The sequence below is a fragment of the Paracoccus sp. NIOT.M2S5SZ12 genome, assembly GCF_057748165.1.
This window is the reverse complement of the sequence record NZ_JBYLFR010000022.1, coordinates 1-19,281: the sequence shown is the minus strand read 5'-3', so window position 1 is coordinate 19,281 and position 19,281 is coordinate 1. Positions and strand designations below refer to the sequence as shown.

Annotated in this window: 21 protein-coding genes and 3 tRNA genes; 16 read left to right on the top strand and 8 right to left on the bottom strand. The window is 68.1% G+C overall.

The window, feature by feature from the left end; all coding sequences use genetic code 11:
- Positions 1-3: 3 nt before the first annotated feature.
- Positions 4-786 (bottom strand): invasion associated locus B family protein, encoded by a 783-nt coding sequence (locus AC2SGK_RS15940; RefSeq protein WP_488324458.1) that lies wholly within the window; start codon positions 784-786, stop codon positions 4-6.
- Between the two features lie 491 nt (positions 787-1,277).
- Between AC2SGK_RS15940 and AC2SGK_RS15935 the strand changes: the two genes are divergently transcribed.
- On the top strand, positions 1,278-2,840 hold the full coding sequence (locus tag AC2SGK_RS15935) for a helicase HerA-like domain-containing protein (protein WP_488324457.1): 1,563 nt from the start codon (positions 1,278-1,280) through the stop codon (positions 2,838-2,840).
- Positions 2,841-2,844: 4 nt separating this feature from the next.
- On the opposite strand, the gene AC2SGK_RS15930 is transcribed toward AC2SGK_RS15935, so the two are convergent.
- On the bottom strand, positions 2,845-3,180 hold the full coding sequence (locus AC2SGK_RS15930) for a DUF6477 family protein (protein ID WP_488324456.1): 336 nt from the start codon (positions 3,178-3,180) through the stop codon (positions 2,845-2,847).
- Positions 3,181-3,489: 309 nt separating this feature from the next.
- Between AC2SGK_RS15930 and AC2SGK_RS15925 the strand changes: the two genes are divergently transcribed.
- The 6 genes from AC2SGK_RS15925 (at position 3,490) to AC2SGK_RS15900 (ending at position 7,959) form a co-directional block, all read left to right on the top strand.
- Entirely contained in the window at positions 3,490-4,533 is a 1,044-nt protein-coding gene (locus tag AC2SGK_RS15925; protein ID WP_488324478.1) for a DUF6456 domain-containing protein, read from the top strand.
- Positions 4,534-4,600: 67 nt separating this feature from the next.
- Positions 4,601-5,515 carry a LysR substrate-binding domain-containing protein gene (locus tag AC2SGK_RS15920; protein WP_488324455.1) on the top strand — a complete coding sequence of 305 codons (915 nt, stop codon included), beginning with the start codon at positions 4,601-4,603 and terminating at the stop codon, positions 5,513-5,515.
- Positions 5,516-5,600: 85 nt separating this feature from the next.
- On the top strand, positions 5,601-6,557 hold the full coding sequence (gene lipA / locus AC2SGK_RS15915; RefSeq protein ID WP_488324454.1) for a lipoyl synthase: 957 nt from the start codon (positions 5,601-5,603) through the stop codon (positions 6,555-6,557).
- A 110-nt stretch (positions 6,558-6,667) separates the two neighbouring features.
- Positions 6,668-6,751, top strand: a tRNA-Leu gene (locus AC2SGK_RS15910).
- Between the two features lie 111 nt (positions 6,752-6,862).
- Complete coding sequence (locus tag AC2SGK_RS15905; RefSeq protein WP_411836760.1) at positions 6,863-7,294, top strand: ElaB/YgaM/YqjD family protein; 432 nt, start codon at positions 6,863-6,865, stop codon at positions 7,292-7,294.
- Positions 7,295-7,305: 11 nt separating this feature from the next.
- Positions 7,306-7,959 carry a phage holin family protein gene (locus AC2SGK_RS15900; RefSeq protein ID WP_488324453.1) on the top strand — a complete coding sequence of 218 codons (654 nt, stop codon included), beginning with the start codon at positions 7,306-7,308 and terminating at the stop codon, positions 7,957-7,959.
- Between the two features lie 49 nt (positions 7,960-8,008).
- Here AC2SGK_RS15900 and grxD read toward each other — a convergent pair whose 3' ends face one another.
- The 5 genes from grxD to tyrS all read right to left on the bottom strand — a co-directional run bounded on the left by grxD (position 8,009) and on the right by tyrS (position 10,530).
- Complete coding sequence (grxD, locus tag AC2SGK_RS15895) at positions 8,009-8,371, bottom strand: Grx4 family monothiol glutaredoxin (RefSeq protein ID WP_411836758.1); 363 nt, start codon at positions 8,369-8,371, stop codon at positions 8,009-8,011.
- 35 nt (positions 8,372-8,406) lie between these two features.
- Entirely contained in the window at positions 8,407-8,649 is a 243-nt protein-coding gene (locus AC2SGK_RS15890) for a BolA/IbaG family iron-sulfur metabolism protein (RefSeq protein ID WP_488324452.1), read from the bottom strand.
- Positions 8,650-8,764: 115 nt separating this feature from the next.
- A complete protein-coding gene (locus AC2SGK_RS15885) occupies positions 8,765-8,932 on the bottom strand; it encodes a hypothetical protein (RefSeq protein ID WP_411836756.1) in 168 nt (55 codons plus the stop codon).
- Between the two features lie 85 nt (positions 8,933-9,017).
- Complete coding sequence (locus tag AC2SGK_RS15880; protein WP_411836754.1) at positions 9,018-9,170, bottom strand: hypothetical protein; 153 nt, start codon at positions 9,168-9,170, stop codon at positions 9,018-9,020.
- Positions 9,171-9,291: 121 nt separating this feature from the next.
- Positions 9,292-10,530 carry a tyrosine--tRNA ligase gene (tyrS, locus tag AC2SGK_RS15875; protein WP_488324451.1) on the bottom strand — a complete coding sequence of 413 codons (1,239 nt, stop codon included), beginning with the start codon at positions 10,528-10,530 and terminating at the stop codon, positions 9,292-9,294.
- Positions 10,531-10,608: 78 nt separating this feature from the next.
- On the opposite strand from tyrS, the gene AC2SGK_RS15870 reads away from it, so the two are divergent.
- The 5 genes from AC2SGK_RS15870 (at position 10,609) to AC2SGK_RS15850 (ending at position 14,032) form a co-directional block, all read left to right on the top strand.
- Positions 10,609-11,733 carry an anhydro-N-acetylmuramic acid kinase gene (locus AC2SGK_RS15870; RefSeq protein ID WP_488324450.1) on the top strand — a complete coding sequence of 375 codons (1,125 nt, stop codon included), beginning with the start codon at positions 10,609-10,611 and terminating at the stop codon, positions 11,731-11,733.
- 56 nt (positions 11,734-11,789) lie between these two features.
- Positions 11,790-12,308, top strand: coding sequence for a PRC-barrel domain-containing protein (locus AC2SGK_RS15865; RefSeq protein WP_488324449.1), 519 nt, complete (start codon positions 11,790-11,792; stop codon positions 12,306-12,308).
- 206 nt (positions 12,309-12,514) lie between these two features.
- Positions 12,515-12,591: transfer RNA gene (locus tag AC2SGK_RS15860), tRNA-Asp, on the top strand.
- Between the two features lie 28 nt (positions 12,592-12,619).
- Positions 12,620-12,696: transfer RNA gene (locus AC2SGK_RS15855), tRNA-Asp, on the top strand.
- Positions 12,697-12,766: 70 nt separating this feature from the next.
- Entirely contained in the window at positions 12,767-14,032 is a 1,266-nt protein-coding gene (locus tag AC2SGK_RS15850) for a glutamate-5-semialdehyde dehydrogenase (protein WP_488324448.1), read from the top strand.
- Here AC2SGK_RS15850 and AC2SGK_RS15845 read toward each other — a convergent pair.
- Entirely contained in the window at positions 14,029-14,652 is a 624-nt protein-coding gene (locus AC2SGK_RS15845; RefSeq protein ID WP_488324447.1) for a histidine phosphotransferase family protein, read from the bottom strand. The genes AC2SGK_RS15850 and AC2SGK_RS15845 overlap by 4 nt on opposite strands.
- A 40-nt stretch (positions 14,653-14,692) precedes the next feature.
- On the opposite strand from AC2SGK_RS15845, the gene AC2SGK_RS15840 reads away from it, so the two are divergent.
- The 4 genes from AC2SGK_RS15840 to AC2SGK_RS15825 all read left to right on the top strand — a co-directional run bounded on the left by AC2SGK_RS15840 (position 14,693) and on the right by AC2SGK_RS15825 (position 18,956).
- Complete coding sequence (locus AC2SGK_RS15840) at positions 14,693-14,872, top strand: DUF3553 domain-containing protein (protein ID WP_488324446.1); 180 nt, start codon at positions 14,693-14,695, stop codon at positions 14,870-14,872.
- A gap of 136 nt (positions 14,873-15,008) precedes the next feature.
- Positions 15,009-15,794, top strand: a complete 786-nt coding sequence (gene olsB / locus AC2SGK_RS15835; protein WP_488324445.1) for an L-ornithine N(alpha)-acyltransferase — start codon at positions 15,009-15,011, stop codon at positions 15,792-15,794.
- The gene (gene olsA / locus AC2SGK_RS15830; protein WP_488324444.1) at positions 15,791-16,690 is read left to right on the top strand and encodes a lyso-ornithine lipid O-acyltransferase; all 900 of its coding nucleotides are present in this window, start codon (positions 15,791-15,793) and stop codon (positions 16,688-16,690) included. The genes olsB and olsA overlap by 4 nt, the downstream gene beginning before the upstream one ends.
- Position 16,691: 1 nt before the next feature.
- Positions 16,692-18,956, top strand: coding sequence for an adenosylcobalamin-dependent ribonucleoside-diphosphate reductase (locus tag AC2SGK_RS15825; protein WP_488324443.1), 2,265 nt, complete (start codon positions 16,692-16,694; stop codon positions 18,954-18,956).
- The last annotated feature ends 325 nt before the right edge of the window (positions 18,957-19,281 follow it).

Below are 19,281 nucleotides of genomic sequence, written 5' to 3'. Positions count from 1 at the left end.
GGATCAGTTCGCGGGCGCGTCCTCGGCCTGGGCGTCTTCGGCGGGGGCCTCCTCCGCCGCATCGGCGGCCGGGGCTTCGGGGGCGGGTGCCGCCGCATAGGCGGTCAGTTCGTCGAAGGCCGCGGTGAAGCCCGACAGCGACATGCTCAGCTGCACCGGCTGCTCCGGGTCGCCGCCGAAGGGCAGCAGCTGGATCGTCGCATTGCTGCCCGCCTTCATTGCCGCCAGTTCGGGATTGGTGAAGCCCATCCGCGCCACGCAGCCGACCGGTGCGCAGAAGCTGAACGGATAGCCGCGCGTCTCGCCCGAATCGATCTGCACGCCGAGGCCCTTGATCAGGTCCGTCTCCAGCGGCGCGACCAAGGTGGCGCCGGCGGCGACCTCGCCATTGGCCAGCGGGACCATGGTCAGCTCGGCGACGGCGTTATCATCCGCGTCGGTCAGCAGCTTGTACATCTCGCAGGGGTCCTTGCCCTGACCGGCGCGGATGCAGCGGATCGTCCAGTCGCCATGCTCGGACTTGGCATAGTAGCTGCCGGGGCCCTCCGGATCGCGGGCCGGTGCGGCACCCTCCGCAGGCGCCTGCGCAGCATCCGCCGCGGGCGCATCAGCCCCGGCCGCGTCGGCGGCAGGAGTCTCGGCCGCGGGAGCATCGGTTGCAGGCGCCTCGGCGGCGGGCGTCTCGGCGGCGGGGGCGTCCGTCGCGGGCGCCGTCTCCTGGGCGAAGACCGGGACCGAAATCAGGGCGAGAGCCGCCAGCAGCGCGGTTGAATGTTTGGTGACCATTGATCTTTCTTTCTTTTGCTCAATGCATTGCGGCTGATCTATCACGGCGTCGCGGCCTTGTCAGCCGCCCGCCGGATCGCGCCGGCTCACCTTGGCTTGAAGCCGCCGTCACCGGGAATGAAGGGGATCGGGAACTGGAACGGCGCGTCATGCGTCTGGCAGACATGCGAAAGGCCGTGGTTTCCCCACGGCCCCCGACGCTTTGCGTAGTCTCCCTGCCGGACTGGCCGGTCATCATTGCGTCAAAATCTAGTCGCGCGGGCGTGATCAGTCAACAGCCGTTCCGCAGCGGCGCGGTCACATCACGTCGGCACCAGCCCCGTGCCCGGCATCCGCGCAGAAAAAAAGCCGCGCCCGAGGGCGCGGCAGTCCAACAGGGAGGAAGGTCCGGCCCGCCACCGACGATCCGGACAACTTCACCTTGCCATGAAAGCATTAAAAATGTCTTTTCAAGACGTGCGTTGCAGATGTTTTCAGGGTCGGAGGGTGCGATGGCGGAACTGCTGGATGCGGCGGCGGGAACGGTCTTCGTGGGCGGCGCGGGTCCGGGCCATGCGGTGCCCGAGCATCTGCTGCTGAAACTGGCCAACCGCCACGGGTTGATCGCGGGGGCGACGGGCACCGGCAAGACCGTGACCCTGCAGACCCTGGCCGAGAGCCTGTCCCTGGCGGGCGTGCCGGTGTTCCTGTCCGACATCAAGGGCGATCTGTCCGGCCTTGCAAAGGCGGGCTCCGCGGATGGCAAGCTGCACGAACCGTTTTCCGCCCGCGCCGCGCAGATCGGGCTGGCGCTGGACTATCGCGCCTTTCCGGTGACCTTCTGGGATGTCTGGGGCATGCAGGGCCATCCCGTCCGCACCACCCCGGCCGAGATGGGGCCGCTGCTGCTGGCGCGGCTGATGGACCTGACCGAGGCGCAGGAGGGGGTCATGGCCATAGCCTTCCGCGTCGCGGAGGAGGAGGGGCTGCCGCTTCTGGACCTGCGCGACCTTCAGGCGGTGCTGGTCTGGGTGGGGCAGAATGCGGCCGACCTGTCGCTGCGCTATGGCAATATCAGCGCGGTTAGCGTCGGCGCTATCCAGCGCGCCCTGCTGGTCCTCGAGACCGAGGGCGGGGCCAATCTGTTCGGCGAACCGGCACTGGAGCTGTCGGACATCCTGCGCCGCGATGCGGACGGGCGCGGTGTCATCAACATCCTTGCGGCCGAGCGGCTGATGAACGCGCCGCGGCTTTACGCGACGTTCCTGCTGTGGCTGCTGTCGGAACTGTTCGAGCAGCTGCCCGAGGTCGGCGACCCCGACCGCCCCGTCGCGGCATTCTTCTTCGACGAGGCGCATCTGCTGTTCGACGACGCGCCCAAGGCGCTGATCGAAAAGGTCGAGCGGGTGGCGCGGCTGATTCGCTCCAAGGGGGTCAGCATCTGGTTCGTGACGCAGAACCCGGCCGACGTGCCGGAATCGGTGCTGGGTCAGCTGGGCAACCGCGTCCAGCATGCGCTGCGCGCCTTCACCGCCAAGGACCAGAAGGCGCTGCGCGAGGCGGCGCAGAACTATCGCCCCAATCCCGACTTCTCGATCGCCGAGGCGATCCAGCAGGTCGGCACAGGCGAGGCGGTGACGTCGTTCCTGCAACCCAAGGGCGTTCCAGGCGTGGCGCAGCGGACGCTGATCCGGCCCCCCTTCAGCCAGGTCGGACCGATCACCGATGAGGAGCGTGCGAGCGCCTGCACGGCGTCCGGAATGGGGCCGAAATACGACACGCCGCTGGACCGGGATTCGGCCTATGAGATGCTGGCGCGCAAGACCGCCGCGGCCGCTCAGGCGGCCGAAGGTCGGCGCGCGGACGACGACCTGTTCGACATGCCCGCGCGGGATGGCTCCGCGCCGGGCGGGCGGGGGCGACCCTATCAGGCACCTAAGCCAAAGGCACCGTCGCGGGGCCGGTCCGACAGCATCGTCGAGACCTTCGGCAAGAGCCTGGCCCGGCAGTTGGGCACCCGGACCGGGCAGGCGCTGGTCCGGGGCGTGCTTGGTTCGCTGATCCGAAAACGCTGACCGGTCACAGCGCGATCGCGGCCGCGGTCTGCGGTGCGGCGTCGATGGCGGCGCGCATCTCGGCCAGGATCGCGATCATCAGCAGGACGTGCCGGCGCATGTCGTATTCGGCATCCTGCATCAGGCGCATGTCGTTCTGGATCTCCTCCTCGGCTCGCAGGCGCGACAGCATCGCGCCGGGCGCGGGGCAGCGGTCGCTGCGCAGCAGCAGCGGCAGGTCACGGTCGCGCCGCCAGCCGCGCTGACCCTCGCGGGCGGCGCGGATCAGCGTGGCGGGCCTGCGCATCCCATGATTCGCGGGACGCGGACGGAAGGCGATCACATTCGATGCGGTGGTCATGGGCGGGTCATTTTCATCTGCCACGAACGCAGCTTCACACAACCTTGACGTGTGTTGCCAAAAGCCCCGCCGCATCGCGCGCCGCGGCAAGGCTTCTTTAGGAATTGTTAGGGAATGTTGCGGCTATGTGCAGAAAGATCCTGTTAACCGCAGGGAAAAATCAACCCAGGGTGGCATTCTGCAGGGCCGCCCGAGGACGAAAAAAAAGGACCCGACATGACCATTTTGACCGGTGATTTCGCCTTCCACGCGGACGACGCGGAGCACCGTGCGCAGGCACAACAACCGTCGCAGGCGCCCGATGAGCGCATGCAGGACGCCCAACTGTATCTGCGCCATGTCGAACAGGGCGTGACGATCCGGGCCCTGGCGCGCGAGGCGGGGTGCCATGCCTCGACGATCCTGCGCCGCATCCGCCGCTTCGAGGCGCGCCGCGACGATCCGCTGGTCGATGCGGCGCTGGCCCCGCGCGCCGATCAGCGTCCCCGCGCGGACGAGCGTCAGATGCTGCGCGTGCTGCGCCGTCTGGCCGAACCCGGCGCGGTGATGGCTACCGCCCCCGGCATGGACAAGGCCATCGTCACCCGCGACGACATCCGCACCGCCGTCCTGGACCGATCTCTGGCAGAGACGCTGGCCCTGAAGGGATGGGTGGTGCAGGCGTCGGGCGGCGGTCGCATCTTGCGCTATGTCATCGCACCGGGCGGGCGCGAGGCACTGCGCGAGATGCTGCGCTCTCCGCGCCAGCGCAACGCCGTGCCCGGGCCGGCGGCCTTCGCCGATGCCAGCCCCGTCCACGACGCACCGACCGGTATGGCCGAGGCGCAGGCCGGCTTCGATCACGGCGACCGCCACCGCATCTGGGATGAGCGCGTGATCGAGGACCCCGAGGACGGCCGCCGCCGCCAGGCCCGCGTAAACATCGCTGAAAGCCCGCTTCTGGTGCTGGCACGGCGGCGCGACCATGACGGCCAGCCCTTCCTGTCCCCCGGCATGGTCACCGCGGGCGAGCGTCTGCGCGAGGATTTCGAACTGGCGCAGATGGGGCCGCGCGTCACCCAGAACTGGGACGGTTTCATGACTTCGGGGATCGACGTGTCGCGCGGGGGCGGGGGCTATCGCGGCGGGTCGGAATCTGCGCGCGACCGGGTCGCCGTGGCGCTGCGCGATCTGGGTCCGGGTCTGGGCGATGTCGTGCTGCGCGTCTGCTGCTTCCTGGAGGGGATCGAGCTGACCGAGCGCCGGTTGGGCTGGTCCGCGCGATCCGGCAAGATCGTGCTGCGCCTGGCGCTGATGCGGCTGGAGCGGCACTATGCCGAGACCTACGGCAAGGGATCCCCGCTGATCGGCTGATTGCGGCCGGGCGCGGTCGGCGATAAGCTGTGCCAAAGCTCGCCACCCGCCAGGATCAGGTCGCCTTATGAACATCACGCTGCGCCAGTTGCGCTACTTCCTGTCGCTGGCCCAGCACATGCACTTCACCCGCGCGGCCGAGGCGATCAACGTCACCCAGCCCGCCCTGTCCATGCAGATCCGCGCATTGGAGGAGGCCGTGGGGTCCCGCCTGGTCGAGCGCACGCCCCAAGGCGTCGTGCTGACCCCGCAGGGACGAGCGCTGGAGGCCCATGCGCAGCACGTCATGGACGCCATGCTGGAGCTGGAGCAGGACCTGCGTCAGCCGGGTCGGGGCGGACGGCTGATGCTGGGCATGATCCCCACCGTCGCCCCCTATCTGCTGCCCGAGGCGCTGCCCATCCTGCGGGCGCGCGACATCGGGCGCGACCTGCACCTGCGCGAGGCCCAGACCGACCGGCTCTTGGACGAACTGGCCTCGGGGCGGCTGGACGCGATCGTGGTGGCCAGCCCGCAGGACGGATCGACCACGCGTGCGGTGCCGCTGTTCACCGACCGCTTTCTGCTGGCCGGCAGCGCGGCGCGCATCGCGGGGCTGGGCGCGAAAGGTCCGGCCCCCGATGCGCTGGACCCCGGTCAGCTGCTGCTGTTGGACGAGGGGCACTGCCTGGGCGATCAGGCGCTGGAGGTCTGCGGGCTGAATCGGCGCACGGCCCGGCTGGATCTGGGTGCGGCGTCGCTGTCCACGCTGTGCCGGCTGGCCGCGCAGGGCATGGGCCTGACCTTCCTGCCCGAACTGGCCCGCCGACAGGAGCTGGCCGCCGCCCCGGGCCTGACCGCGATCCGCTTTCCCGACCCCCAGCCCGCCCGTCAGGTGGTCCTGATGCGCCGCGCGACGACCCCGGCGCAGGGCTGGTTCGACGATCTGGCGGCGATCCTGCGGCAGGCGGCCGGGCCGCTGCTGCAATCGGGGCACGCATGACCGCCATGCGTGCGGCCCCGCCGGCGATGCGTTGCCAAGCGCGGCCAAAGCGCCTATTTCAGGACGAACCGCGACCGAAAGGACCATGACCTTGCGCGACCTCAGGATCCCGGATCAGCGCCACCCGGAAAAGGCGCACCGACCCGACCAGGCCCAGCCCAAGAAGCCGGACTGGATTCGCGTCAAGGCGCCGACCTCGGCGGGCTACAAGGCGACACGCGACCTGCTGCGCGAGAACCGTCTGTCCACCGTCTGCGAGGAGGCGGGCTGCCCCAATGTCGGCGAATGCTGGAGCCAGGGCCACGCCACCATGATGATCATGGGCGAGATCTGCACCCGCGGCTGCACCTTCTGCAACGTGGCGACCGGCAAGCCTCAGGCGCTGGACACGTTCGAGCCGGGCCGCGTCGCCCATGCGGTGCAGAAGCTGGGCCTGAACCATGTCGTCATCACCAGCGTGGACCGCGACGACCTGTCCGACGGCGGGGCCGAGCATTTCGCCCAGACCATCCGCGCGATCCGCCACCGCTCTCCGACCTCGACCATCGAGGTGCTGGTCCCGGACTTCCTGAAATCCGCCCCCGGCGCGCTGGAGACCGTGGTCGCGGCGCGGCCCGACGTGTTCAACCACAACCTGGAGACGGTGCCCGGTCTCTATCCGGAGGTCCGTCCCGGCGCCCGCTATTTCCACTCACTGCGCCTGCTGCAACGGGTCAAGGAGATGGACCCGACCATGTTCACCAAGTCCGGCATCATGGTCGGCTTGGGCGAGGACCGTCAGGGCGTCCTTCAGGTGATGGATGACATGCGCGCCGCCGATATCGACTTCATCACCATCGGCCAGTACCTGCAGCCCACCCCCAAGCATCACCGCGTCGACCGTTTCGTGACCCCCGAGGAATTCGCGGGCTATGAGAAGGCGGCCTATGGCAAGGGCTTCCTGATGGTCTCGGCCACGCCGCTCACCCGCTCGTCCTATCACGCGGGCGACGACTTCGCCCGGCTGCGCGATGCGCGGCTGGTCAAGTTGGGCCGCGCCTGATCCCGCCGCAGGCCGGGGTCACGAAGACCTCTTGCAAAAGCGTGCCCCTGGATTTACGCCATGCGCAGCGGTCCCATCGGGGCCGCGCCGAAAGGGCGCCTGGCAGGTTCGGGGGCGTGGCGGAATGGTAGACGCGACGGATTCAAAATCCGTTTCAGCAATGAGTGTCGGTTCGAGTCCGACCGCCCCTACCACGCCCTTTCATCGTCCCGCACCGGCAAAGAATCTGCGCTCCTGCGGGAACAATCGCTCCCTGCGACGGTTTGTCCAACGAAGGTGACAAGACACCTGTGAAAGGACTTACCATGGCACAGAACCCCACCGCCGACGACATCAAGCGCGACGCCCAAGCCGCGGCGAACGAAGCCAAACGTGATCTGCAGGACGGTGCGCGCCGCGTTGCTGACGACGTGCGCGACACCGCGCGCAAGCTGGGCGACAACCCGAGTGCCGCGCGCATCAAGGAGCATGGCGCAGCCTTGGCCGAGGACGTGGTCGAGGCGGGCCGTCAGTATGTCGACCGCGCCCGCGACGTGACTCATGACTATGCGGACAAGGCTCGCGTCGAGGCCGAGCGCCTGTACGAGGCCGGCCAGCAGAAGGCCCATGAGGTCGCGCATTACGCCGAAGAGCGTTATGACGAGGTCTCCGAGATGGTTCGCCGCAACCCGGCGCAGGCTCTGGGCATCGCGGCCGGCATCGGCTTCCTGGTCGGCCTGCTGATCTCGCGTCGCTGAGGCAGGACGAAATGTTCGATTTCGTCCGACACGCCAAACTAGCTGTCGGCGACACCGCTCGGCGTGCGGCCCTGAAGGCCGTCGCCGGCGTGGTCGGTCTGGCCGCTTTCGGCTTTCTGACCGCTGCCCTGTGGTCGTGGTTGGCAAACGACCTGGACTGGGGTCCGACTCTGGCGTCACTGGCGATTGCGGGGGGACTGATTCTCGTCTCGCTCATCCTTGTGGCGATGTCGTCGCGGCAGAAGCATCGCATGCCCACGTCGGACGACGTCCGTCGTGAAGTTAGCGCCCGCGTTTCGCTGGCAACCGAGGCCGCTGTCGGCAAGGTGCGGGCCGAGGCGACCAAGGTCGTCGATCTGGCTGAAAGCAAGGCGACTTCGCTGATGGGGCAGGCCAGTGACCGCGCAAGCCGATTGGCCGGCGAGGCCGAGGAGCGTCTGTTCGGCACCGTGCGTGACACCGCGCGAGCAGTCGGCCTGACCTCGGGCAATCTGCACGCGGCCAAGGATCGCCTGCACAGCGCCGCGCATACCGCACGCGCCGCCTCGGACAGCAATCCCGGCAGCATGGCCAAGCTAATCGGCGCCTTTGCGGTCGGCGTCACATTGGCAGCCGCAATCCGCGAACGCCGCGGCGGGCATGACGACTACGATGACCTGATGTAAAAAAGGGCGCCTCAACGGGCGCCCTTTTTGATCTGGTCCGGTGCGGTGATCAGGCGTTCGCTTCGCGGATCTTGTCGGCCGCGGCCTTGTCAAAGGCCACGCCCTTCTTGGCCAGCAGGTCGTCCAGTTCTCCGGACAGAGTCATCTCGGTGATGATGTCGCAGCCGCCCACGAACTCTCCCTTGACGTAAAGCTGTGGGATGGTCGGCCAGTCCGAGAAGTCCTTGATGCCCTGACGGATGTCGGCGTCGGACAGCACATTCACGTCTTCATAGGCGATGCCCATGTAGTTCAGCACCCCCGCCACGCGGCTGGAGAACCCGCACTGCGGCATCTCCTTGGTGCCCTTCATGAACAGGACGACGTCGTTGCGGTCGATCAGGTCCTGGATGCGCGTGTTCGCGTCGCTCATAGGTGGCAGTCCTTCTGGTCGGTCTGTGGAGGCGCTCAGTCGGGCGCCTTGGTGGTCAGGGCCAGGGCGTGCAGTTCGCCCGCCGGGCCGTCCATCTTGCCCTGCAGCGCGGCATAGACGGCGCGCTGCTGCTGGACGCGGTTCAGCCCGCGAAAGCTCTCGTCGATGACCTCGGCGGCGTAGTGGTTGCCGTCCCCGGCCAAGTCCGTGATGGTGATCCGGGCGTCGGGGAACGACGCCCGCAGCAGGGCCTCGATATCATGCGCTTCCATGGCCATGGGTGATCCTCGTCTCGTGTTGCACCAGATGTAGGTGATGGCGCATGGGGCCGCAAGGCCGACACGACAACGGCCGCACCCGAGGGCGCGGCCGTCATGGTCCTGCATGGCGGTGTTACTGCGTGGCGCTGATCGCGCCGACGGTGCCGCCGACGACCGCACCCGCGGGTCCGGCGACGGCCGCGCCGCCGAGGCCGCCGGTCGCGGCACGCTCGCCGACGGTGGTTCCGCAAGCCGACAGCGCCAGCGCGGCGCCAAACAGTCCGATGGTCACGAATTTCATGGGGTTCTCCTTGAGATGTCTGGTTCTCAAGGACGGACGCGGGAAGGCGGAATGCGGTTCCGCCTTATGTGCGCCCGTATCCGCGTCAGGCGGCGCGGCGTGCGTCCAGCTCGCTGACCACGGCGCGGGGGCTGTCCTCGCGGGCGTAGTATCCGAACATCTGCTCCAGCGCGGCATCGGCCTGCTGGCTGCGCTTGCGGTCCGCGATGCTCAGCGGTTTCTGGGTGTCCTGCGACATGGGTCTTCTCCGATCAGGGCGTTTCCTCCCGTGACGGTCAGATATTGACTGACGGCTCAAAAAGAAACCGCCCTGACGCAAGGTCAGGGCGGGTGCAAGGCAGCCATGCAGTCAGGTCAGATCACGCCAGCCGCAGCATCCGGTGCTTCTTCTTGCCGACCGAGATCTTGATGCCCGCCTCCAGCGCCGCGCGCTCGACCACCTGCTGGGGGTCGGTGACGGGGGCGTTGTCGGCCCGCAGGCCGCCCTCGGCGATCAGGCGCTTGACCTCCTTGCCGCTGGCCACGATGCCGGACTGGACCAGGGCCTGCGCGATGGTCAGGCCGTCGCTGTGGGCGGGCAGGGTGGCGACCTCCAGATCGCCGCCCGCGCCGCCCTCTTCGAAGACGCGCCGGGCGGTCGCCTCGGCGCTGGCTGCGGCGTCGGCGCCGTGCAGCAGGGTCGTGACCTCGTTGGCCAACCGGACCTTGGCCTCGTTGATCTCGGCGCCCTGCAGCGCGCCCATCCGCTCGCATTCCGCGACCGGGATCTCGGTATAGAGCTTCAGGAACCGGCCGACATCCGCATCGGTGGTGTTGCGCCAGAACTGCCAGAACTCGTAGGGCGACAGCATGTCGGCCGAGAGCCACGTGGCCCCGCCCGCCGACTTGCCCATCTTGCGCCCGTCGCTGGTCGTCAGCAGCGGCGAGGTCAGACCCCAGACCTGCCGGTCGTCCACGCGCCGCGTCAGGTCGATGCCATTGACGATGTTGCCCCACTGGTCCGAGCCACCCATCTGCAGCACGCAGCCATGGCGGCGGTTCAGCTCCAGAAAGTCGTAGGCCTGCAGGATCATGTAGTTGAACTCCAGGAAGGACAGCGACTGCTCGCGGTCCAGCCGGGACTTCACCGATTCGAAGGACAGCATGCGGTTGACGCTGAAATGCCGCCCGATGTCGCGCAGGAAGGTCAGATAGTTCAGACCGTCCAGCCATTCGGCATTGTTCAGCATCACCGCGCCGTCCGGCCCGTAATCCAGGTAGCGGGCGAAGACCCGGCCCATCCCGTCGATATTGGCCAGGATTGCGGCATCGTCCAGCAGCGGCCGCTCGTCGCTGCGGAAGGAGGGATCGCCGACCTTGGTGGTGCCGCCGCCCATCAGGGTCAGGGGCCGGTTGCCGGTCTTCTGGAACCAGCGCAGCATCATGATGTTCAGCAGATGCCCCACATGCAGGCTGGCCGCCGTGGCGTCATAGCCGATATAAGCCGTGATCGGCCCCGCCAGCAGCGCCCGGTCCAGGCCTTCGTAATCCGTGCAGTCGGCCAGATAGCCGCGCTCGGACATGATGCGCAGGAAGTCGGACTTGGGCTGGTAGGTCATGGGGTTCATCCTTCTGTCTGCGCGCGATATACAGTCTGGGGCAGCGAAGGAAAAGCGATGATCCGGGCTTTGGGAATGATGTCTGGCACCTCGCTGGACGGGGTCGATGCCGCGCTGATCGACACCGACGGCATCCGCATCGGGGCGTTCGGCGCCCATGCCTTCCGGGCCTTCTCCGACAATGAACAGGCGGCGCTGCATGACGGGCTGGGGCGCTGGCCGGACGACCCGGCGGTGCGCGATGTCGCCTCGCTGGTCGAGACCGCCCATGCCGACCTGGCCGCGGGCTTTGCCGATGCGCAGCTGATCGGGTTTCACGGCCAGACCCTGGCCCATGACCCGCGCGGGCGGGGCACCCATCAGGCCGGCAGCGGCGCGGTGGTGGCGCGCAGGACAGGCCGCCCGGTGGTCTGGGACTTTCGGTCCGAAGACGTGCGCCGCGGCGGCGAAGGTGCGCCGCTGGTGCCGTTCTTCCATTGGGCCTGTGCGGAATGGGCCGTGGGGCAGGGGACCCTTCAGCCCGCGCCGGTGGCCTTCCTCAATCTGGGCGGTGTCGGCAACATAAGCTGGGTCGATCCGACCGCCGACGCGCCGGAGGCGCCGGACGCCTGCCTGGCCTTCGACACGGGGCCTGCCAACGCGCCCCTGAACGACCTGATGCGCGCGCGCAGGCGGCAGGCGCGGGACGAGGGCGGGGCGCTGGCCCTGTCGGGGCGCCCCGACGCTGCTGTGTTGGCCGCTTTCCTGTCGCATTCCTATTTCTCACGTCCCGCGCCCAAGTCGCTGGACCGCGATGCCTTCTCCGGGCTGTCCGACAGCGTCGCGGGCCTATCGGACGCGGATGCGGCGGCGACGCTGGTGGCCGCCGCGGCCGGGTCGGTGGCCGCGGGACTCGCCCGGCTGCCCGCGCCGCCCGCACGGCTGCTGGTCTGCGGCGGAGGGCGTCACAACCGAGCCATGATGGAGGCCCTGTCGCGCGCCCTGCCCATGCCCGTCGCCCCGGTCGAGGCGATCGGCCTGAACGGCGACATGCTGGAGGCGCAAGCCTTCGGCTGGCTGGCGGTGCGGGTGCTGCGGGGCCTGCCGATCTCGGGTCCGACGACGACGGCTGTGCCCGAACCGGTCTGCGGCGGGCGCATCAGCCACCCGCGTCGGGGCGGGAAAACAAATGTTAAGGGAACGGTGCCGCCGGGCCTGCGTTGATGACCCGATGATGGCGAAAACGCCGTCAAATCAGGAAATTGATGCGGAGACCTAGAATGAAGACCCTGCTGATCACTGCGGCTGCCCTGACCTTTGGCGCACAGGCCTTTGCCCAGACCGCGACCGAGCCGGCTGCCGGCGCCGCGACCGAGACCGCACCGATGACCGCTCCGGCCGCCGCCATGGATGCGACGACCCTCTCCGAGGCGAACCCGGGCATCAGCGCCGACTGGTTCGAGGGTCTGGCGATCTACACCACCAATCAGCCCGCCACCACCGCTTGGGATGACGAGGCCGATTGGGGCACCGCACGCCCCGACGACTGGACCCAGATCGGCGAGGTCGAGGACGTGATCCTGTCGGCCGACGGTCAGGTGATCGGCTATTCCGCCGATATCGGCGGTTTCCTGGGCATGGGCGAGCGTAACGTGCTGCTGTCGCCTGATCTGGTTCGTCTGGCGGACTTCGACGATGCCGTCCTGTGGGGCGACAGCACGGTCTTCGTGACCAACCACACCCAGGAAGAGCTGGAAGCCCTACCCGAGATCGCGGACGGCGCGCTGCTGGACGACTGATCCGGACAGAGTGTGTTCATGGTATGCGGGGGCGTCGAAAGGCGCCCCCTTTTTCCTGCGCGGACGAAATGTTCCTATGTGTTCAAGGCTTTGCATGTTTTCGGGCATATTCGTGACGATTATGCCCACTGCGCCCTTGACGGGCGGGCGCGCCCTGCGTAAACCCCCTCTCACCCCGGCGGGCGATCGTCCGGGGGATGAGTTGGGCGGTTGTAGCTCAGTTGGTTAGAGTACCGGCCTGTCACGCCGGGGGTCGCGGGTTCGAGCCCCGTCAACCGCGCCACAACTCATCATTCGCCCGAAGGAAATGCGCGGTTGTAGCTCAGTTGGTTAGAGTACCGGCCTGTCACGCCGGGGGTCGCGGGTTCGAGCCCCGTCAACCGCGCCATTTCTTCCCTTTCCCTCCCGATCCGGATCGCGATAAGACGGCGCCGAAATCGTGCATATCGGAGGATGCGATGACCGACATGGTCCAGGCCCGGCAATTGATCGACGCTTTGGGACGCGCCGCCCGCGAGGCGGCCGTGATCTTGGCGCAGACGCCAGCCGGACCCAAGGCCGCGGCCCTGCGCGCCGCAGCCGAAGCCGTCGACGCGCGTCACGCCGACATCTTGGCCGCCAATGCCCGCGATCTGCAGTTCGCCCGCGACAAGGGTTTGTCCGACGCGATGCTGGACCGGCTGCGGCTGGACAATGCGCGGCTGGACGCCATCGCGGGCAGTCTGCGCGATGTGGCGGGGCAGGACGATCCCGTGGGCCAGGTCATCGCGGAATGGGACCGGCCCACGGGCCTGCATATCCGCCGCGTGCGCACGCCCATCGGTGTCATCGGGGTGATCTATGAGAGCCGCCCCAACGTCACCGCCGATGCCGGCGCGCTGGCGCTGAAGTCGGGGAACGGGGTGATTCTGCGCGGCGGCTCGGAGAGTTTGCATTCTAGCGCCGCGATCCACTCCTGCATGGTCGAGGGGCTGCGTGCGGCAGGTCTGCCCGAGACCGCGATCCAGATGGTCCCCACCCGCGACCGAGCGGCGGTCAGCGCCATGCTGGGCGCGCAGGGGCTGATCGACGTGATCATCCCGCGCGGCGGCAAGGGGCTGGTGGGTCTGGTGCAGGAGCAGGCCCGCGTGCCGGTCTTTGCGCATCTGGAGGGGATCTGCCACGTTTATGCCGACGGCGCCGCCGATATGGAGAAGGCCCGCCGCGTGGTGCTGAACGCCAAGACCCGGCGGACCGGAATCTGCGGATCGGCGGAGTGCCTGCTCATCGACCGCGCGTTCTTCGCGCGCCATGGCGACGTGCTGATCCGCGACCTGCTGGAGGCGGGGGTCGAGGTGCGGGCCGAGGGCGATCTGGCGCGCATCCCCGGCACCGTCCCGGCGCAGCCCGAGGATTTCGGGCGCGAGTTCCTGGACATGATCATCGCCGCCAAGCTGGTGGACGGGGTGGAGGAGGCCATAACCCATATCCGACGCCATGGCAGCCAGCACACCGAATCGATCCTGACCGAGGATGACGCGACCGCCGAGCGATTCTTTGCCGGGCTGGACAGCGCGATCCTGATGCGCAACGCCTCGACCCAGTTCGCCGATGGCGGAGAGTTCGGCATGGGCGCCGAGATCGGCATCGCCACGGGCAAGATGCATGCCCGCGGGCCGGTGGGCGCCGAGCAGCTGACCAGCTTCAAATATCTGGTCACCGGCGACGGGACGATCCGCGCCTAGAAGGCGATCTCGCCCCCGGTCGCGTCAAACTCGTGGCGCAGGGGGCGGGACTGGGCGCGCGCGGCCTCGGCCAGCAGGGCGAAACGCACCTCGGACGGGGCCAGGGGTCGCGGCTGGCGACCGTCCAGCCAGGCCCAGAGATCCGGGTCCACGCGCGCGCGATCGCATTCCGCGACCAGCCGCCACGACGCCCCGTCGCGCAGCACGATCACCCGCCCGCCCCATGGCAGCGCCGTCTCGACGCACATCAGCGCAAGCGTCAGCATGCGGATCTCGGGGCGCGGAAAGTCGCCCGCCGCATCCAGCGTGATCTGCAGCCGGCCCTGCGCCGCAACGCCCTCCAGCAGGCGGGCCAGCTCGGCCCGGCCGATGCGCTGGTCGCCCTGCGCCATGCCGAAGGCCATGCGATAGGCCTGGATGCGCGTGCGCGCCGCCGCGACCGCCTCGGCGATCAGCCGCATCTCGGCCGATTGGGCGATGCCCGGAAAGTCCGTGGACATCTCCAAGAGCTCCACCCCGTTGCCGATCGCGCCCAGGGGCGAGACCAGGTCGTGGCACAGCCGCGAGCCCAGCAGGGCGGCCAGATCGCCCGCTGCGATCGGCATTGTATCAACCGTCATCCGTGATACCCTTTGCATTGAATGGACCAAGGAGCCTGCGGTGAACGACATCCTGGAACCCGGCATGATCGTGCGTCACCCCGGCGCCCCCGAATGGGGCGAAGGCCAGGTGCAGTCGCGCATCGGCGACCGCATCACCGTCAACTTCGCCGAGGCCGGCAAGCAGGTCATCGACGGGCGTCGCGTGACCTTGCAGATCCTGACCCTCGGCGGCATGTGAACTCCTGAACGTTGCCGGGCAAGGATGCAACCGCGGGTTGCGGGGCGCAAGCGGAACTTGGCCGGCGGGCGGCTGCGTGTTGCATTGCGGTCCCGCCCTGGCCTAGACAGTCGGCACCTGCTGAAACGGACATGCCGTGAACCGAACCGACCCCGCCTTCTTCGAGATTCGCCTTGCCACCGCGCCCCGGGACCTGATGGCGGCGCAGCGCCTGCGCTATCGCGTCTTCGTCGAGGAACTGGGCGGCACCGGCCCGCTGGTCGATCACGACGCGCGGCTGGAGCGGGACGAGTTCGACCCGGTCGTCGACCACCTGTGCCTGATCGACACGCGCCGCGACCCCGAGGCGCTGGATCATGTCGTGGGCGTCTATCGCCTGCTGCGCAGCGATGTCGCGGCGGGCTTCGGGCGGTTCTACTGCGACGGCGAATATGATCTTGCGCCGCTGCGGGCCAGCGGGCGGCCGCTGCTGGAGCTGGGCCGGTCCTGCGTCGATCCCGAGCACCGGGGCGGGGCGGCGATGTTCCTGATGTGGAACGCGCTGGCCGATTACGTCCTGGATCACGGCATCCAGATCCTGTTCGGCGTGGCCAGCTTTCACGGCACCGATGCCACGATGCTGGCGCCGCCGCTGGCCTGGCTGCACCACAACCACCTCGCCCCTGAGGCGCTGCGCCCGCGAGCGCGGCCCGACGGCTTTCAGCCGATGGACCTGCTGCCCCCCGAGCGGATCGACCGCCGCGAGGCGATGCTGGCCATGCCCGCGCTGATCAAGGCCTATCTCCGCCTTGGCGGCATGGTGGGCGAGGGGGCCTTCATCGACCGCGCCTTCAACACGACCGACGTCTTTCTGCTGATGGACACGGCGGCCATGTCGGCCAAGCACAAGCAGTTCTACGAAAGCCGCTGGCAGCCTGCATGAGCGCGACCTGGCGCGAGGGTGACCCCATGCCGCTGCCCGGCCCGCGCGGCGTCGCGGGATGGTGGCGGGTGATCCGGCGTGGCCTGCCCGCGGTTCTGGTGCTGCTGCTAGGCGTCGCGCTGATCCTGCCGCTGCGCGGGGTCGAGCGGCTGGTCCACGGCCGCCGCCGTCCCTGGACCGGACCGCATGTGCAGGTCGTCTGCCGCCTGGTGCTCGCCTGCATCGGCATCGGCTGGCGGCGGGTCGGGCAGCCGATGCACGGGCCGGGGGCGGTCGTCGCGAACCATTCCAGCTGGCTGGACATCCTGGTTCTGAACGCGGCCCTGCCGGTCATCTTCGTCAGCAAGGCCGAGGTGGCCTCCTGGCCCGGCATCAACATCCTGACCCGCGTGACCGACACGCATTTCGTGGCCCGCGACCCCCGCTTGGCCGCCGCGCAGGCCGAGGAATTCGCCGCCCGGACCCGCGCGGGGCACCGGCTTCTGTTCTTTCCGGAGGGCACGTCGACCGACGGACGGCGGGTGCTGCCGTTCAAGCCCACGCTGTTCCAGGGATTCCTGGCCCCCGATCTGCCCGCCGGGCTGGCGATCCAGCCGGTCAGCGCGGCCTATCGCGCGCCCGATGGCGCCGATCCGAGATTCTACGCCTGGTGGGGCGACATGGAGCTGGGGCCGCATCTGCTGAGCGTGCTGGCCGCGCCGCGGCAGGGAGGGGTGGTCGTGACCCTGCATCCGCCGCTTGCCGTGGCCGGCCAGACGCGCAAATCCCTGGCTGTCAAGTCCGAAGAGTTGGTGCGCGCGGGGGTCATGGGCGCTATGCTTGATTCCGGGTTGCCAGCCGGGACACCGTCCCATATCTCGCCCGTTCAGCCGACAGACACACCAAAGGATGCGTAGGATGACTCGTTTCGCCGCCCCCATCGCCGAGCAGATCTGGGACATGAAGTACCGGATGAAGGACGAGGACGGGCAGGCGGTCGATGCCTCGGTCGAGGACAGCTGGCGCCGTGTCGCCCGCGACTTGGCCCGCGTCGAGGCGGACCCCGCCCGGTGGGAGGAGAAGTTCTATGCCGCGCTGGAGGACTTCAAGTACCTGCCCGCCGGCCGCATCCTGGCGGGAGCAGGCACCGGCCGGTCGGTGACGCTGTTCAACTGCTTCGTCATGGGCACCATCCCCGACAGCATGGCAGGCATCTTCGACATGCTGAAGGAAGCCGCGCTGACCATGCAGCAGGGCGGAGGCATCGGCTATGACTTCAGCACGATCCGGCCCCGCGGCGCGGTGGTCAAGGGGGTCGCGGCCGACGCCTCGGGCCCGCTCAGCTTCATGGACGTATGGGACGCGATGTGCCGCACGATCATGTCGGCGGGTTCGCGCCGCGGCGCGATGATGGCCACGATGCGCTGCGACCACCCGGATGTGGAGCAGTTCATCACTGCTAAGCAGGACAGCGCGCGGCTGCGCATGTTCAACCTGTCGGTCCTGGTGACCGACGCCTTCATGGAGGCGGTCAAAGCCGACGGCCCGTGGGACCTGACCTTCGGCGGCCGCGTCTACAGCACCGTTCAGGCGCGCGACCTGTGGAACCGGATCATGAAGGCGACCTATGATTTCGCCGAACCGGGCGTGATCTTCATCGACCGGATCAACAAGGCCAACAACCTGTCCTATGTCGAGACGATCGCGGCCACGAACCCCTGCGGCGAGCAGCCCCTGCCGCCCTATGGCGCCTGCCTGCTGGGGTCGATCAATCTGGCGCGGCTGGTGACGAACCCCTTCACCGACGCGGCCGAGCTGGACCCGGAGGCGCTGGACGATCTGGTCCGCACCGCCGTCCGGATGATGGACAACGTGGTCGACGCATCGAAATTTCCGCTGGACGCGCAGGCCGAGGAGGCCCGGAACAAGCGCCGCATCGGCCTGGGCGTGACCGGTCTGGCCGACGCGCTCTTGATGCTGGGCCTGCGCTACGGCGCGGCCGACGCGGTCGAGCAGACCCGCGTCTGGATGAAGGCCATCGCCCGGTCGGCGTATCTGGCTTCGGTCGATCTGGCCAAGGAGAAGGGCGCCTTCCCGCTGTTCGACGCCAAGAAATATCTGTCCTCGGGCTTCATGTCCAAGATGGACGCCGATGTCCGCGATGCCATCGCCAAGCACGGGATTCGCAACGCGCTGCTGACCTCGATCGCGCCCACCGGCACGATCAGCCTCTATGCAGGCAACGTGTCCTCGGGGATCGAGCCGGTCTTCGCCTATGCCTATACCCGCAAGGTCCTGCAGAAGGACGGCTCGCGGACCGAGGAGGAGGTCGTCGACTATGCCGTGCAGATGTGGCGTGACCTGAAAGGCGACGCCGCGCTGCCGGATTACTTCGTGAACGCGCAGACCCTGGCGCCCAAGGATCATGTGGCGATGCAGGCGGCAGCGCAGGAATGGGTCGACAGCTCGATCTCCAAGACCATCAACTGCCCCGAGGATATCAGCTTCGAAGAGTTCAAGGATGTCTATCTGGCGGCCTGGGATCTGGGCTGCAAGGGCTGCACGACCTATCGCCCGAACGACGTGACCGGATCGGTCCTGTCGGTCAGCGAGAAGACCGAGAAGGCCCCCGAGGCCGACAAGGGCGCCGACGTGGTCTATCTGACCGAGCCGCTGGACCGTCCCGCAGCCCTGGAGGGTGCGACCTACAAGCTGAAATGGCCGGGGTCGGAGCACGCGATCTACATCACCATCAACGACATCATCCACGGCAACCACCGCCGCCCGTTCGAGATCTTCATCAACTCCAAGAACATGGAGCATTACGCCTGGACGGTCGCGCTGACGCGCATGGTCTCGGCCGTGTTCCGCCGCGGCGGCGACGTGTCCTTCGTGGTCGAGGAACTGAAGGCGGTGTTCGATCCGCGCGGCGGGGCGTGGATGCAGGGCCGCTATGTGCCCTCGATCCTGGCGGCCATCGGCGGCGTGATCGAGCGTCACCTGATCGAGACGGGCTTTCTGGCGGGCGAGGGCCTGGGCCTCAAGGCCGACCCGCAGGCCGAGGTCATGGCCGTGGGCGAAGCCCCGCGCGGTCCCTCTTGCTCCAGCTGCGGCCAGTACGGCATGCGCATGGTGGAAGGCTGCATGACCTGCCCCAGCTGCGGCCACTCGAAATGCGGGTGAGCGGGCAGGGCGGTTTGTTGTTGTCCTGACAAGCAAAAGTTTTCCTTTTGCCGCCCATAATTTGTCCTTTCGCAAGCCATAGATTTTTCACCGTTGATTTTTATGGCAAATGGCTCGCAAAAGGAGCGAATACTCGGGAGGCGGCTGTCAGCGGCCGCCTCTTTTCACTACCAGGCGCATCGCCAGACCAAGTTGCTGTCTCTCGAGAGATTCGCCAAGTTCTTATCGAGATATGCTCGAAATTTGGTGACGCTTGATCAGGCGGCAGCTTGAATGTGGCGGACGCCGTCGCGGAACTCAACCCCGCTGATGACCTCTGGCAGGC

What these genes read in the sequence shown, in the direction of transcription:
- AC2SGK_RS15890 (WP_488324452.1), bottom strand. Translation starts at nt 8,649, where the DNA reads ATGGCCATGGAAGCGCATGATATCGAGGCCCTGCTGCGGGCGTCGTTC.
- olsA (WP_488324444.1), top strand. Translation starts at nt 15,791, where the DNA reads ATGAGCGCGACCTGGCGCGAGGGTGACCCCATGCCGCTGCCCGGCCCG.
- grxD (WP_411836758.1), bottom strand. Translation starts at nt 8,371, where the DNA reads ATGAGCGACGCGAACACGCGCATCCAGGACCTGATCGACCGCAACGAC.
- AC2SGK_RS15935 (WP_488324457.1), top strand. Translation starts at nt 1,278, where the DNA reads ATGGCGGAACTGCTGGATGCGGCGGCGGGAACGGTCTTCGTGGGCGGC.
- AC2SGK_RS15850 (WP_488324448.1), top strand. Translation starts at nt 12,767, where the DNA reads ATGACCGACATGGTCCAGGCCCGGCAATTGATCGACGCTTTGGGACGC.
- AC2SGK_RS15880 (WP_411836754.1), bottom strand. Translation starts at nt 9,170, where the DNA reads ATGTCGCAGGACACCCAGAAACCGCTGAGCATCGCGGACCGCAAGCGC.
- AC2SGK_RS15885 (WP_411836756.1), bottom strand. Translation starts at nt 8,932, where the DNA reads ATGAAATTCGTGACCATCGGACTGTTTGGCGCCGCGCTGGCGCTGTCG.
- AC2SGK_RS15940 (WP_488324458.1), bottom strand. Translation starts at nt 786, where the DNA reads ATGGTCACCAAACATTCAACCGCGCTGCTGGCGGCTCTCGCCCTGATT.
- AC2SGK_RS15825 (WP_488324443.1), top strand. Translation starts at nt 16,692, where the DNA reads ATGACTCGTTTCGCCGCCCCCATCGCCGAGCAGATCTGGGACATGAAG.
- AC2SGK_RS15930 (WP_488324456.1), bottom strand. Translation starts at nt 3,180, where the DNA reads ATGACCACCGCATCGAATGTGATCGCCTTCCGTCCGCGTCCCGCGAAT.
- tyrS (WP_488324451.1), bottom strand. Translation starts at nt 10,530, where the DNA reads ATGACCTACCAGCCCAAGTCCGACTTCCTGCGCATCATGTCCGAGCGC.
- AC2SGK_RS15905 (WP_411836760.1), top strand. Translation starts at nt 6,863, where the DNA reads ATGGCACAGAACCCCACCGCCGACGACATCAAGCGCGACGCCCAAGCC.
- AC2SGK_RS15870 (WP_488324450.1), top strand. Translation starts at nt 10,609, where the DNA reads ATGTCTGGCACCTCGCTGGACGGGGTCGATGCCGCGCTGATCGACACC.
- AC2SGK_RS15925 (WP_488324478.1), top strand. Translation starts at nt 3,490, where the DNA reads ATGCAGGACGCCCAACTGTATCTGCGCCATGTCGAACAGGGCGTGACG.
- AC2SGK_RS15845 (WP_488324447.1), bottom strand. Translation starts at nt 14,652, where the DNA reads ATGACGGTTGATACAATGCCGATCGCAGCGGGCGATCTGGCCGCCCTG.
- AC2SGK_RS15900 (WP_488324453.1), top strand. Translation starts at nt 7,306, where the DNA reads ATGTTCGATTTCGTCCGACACGCCAAACTAGCTGTCGGCGACACCGCT.
- AC2SGK_RS15865 (WP_488324449.1), top strand. Translation starts at nt 11,790, where the DNA reads ATGAAGACCCTGCTGATCACTGCGGCTGCCCTGACCTTTGGCGCACAG.
- AC2SGK_RS15920 (WP_488324455.1), top strand. Translation starts at nt 4,601, where the DNA reads ATGAACATCACGCTGCGCCAGTTGCGCTACTTCCTGTCGCTGGCCCAG.
- lipA (WP_488324454.1), top strand. Translation starts at nt 5,601, where the DNA reads ATGACCTTGCGCGACCTCAGGATCCCGGATCAGCGCCACCCGGAAAAG.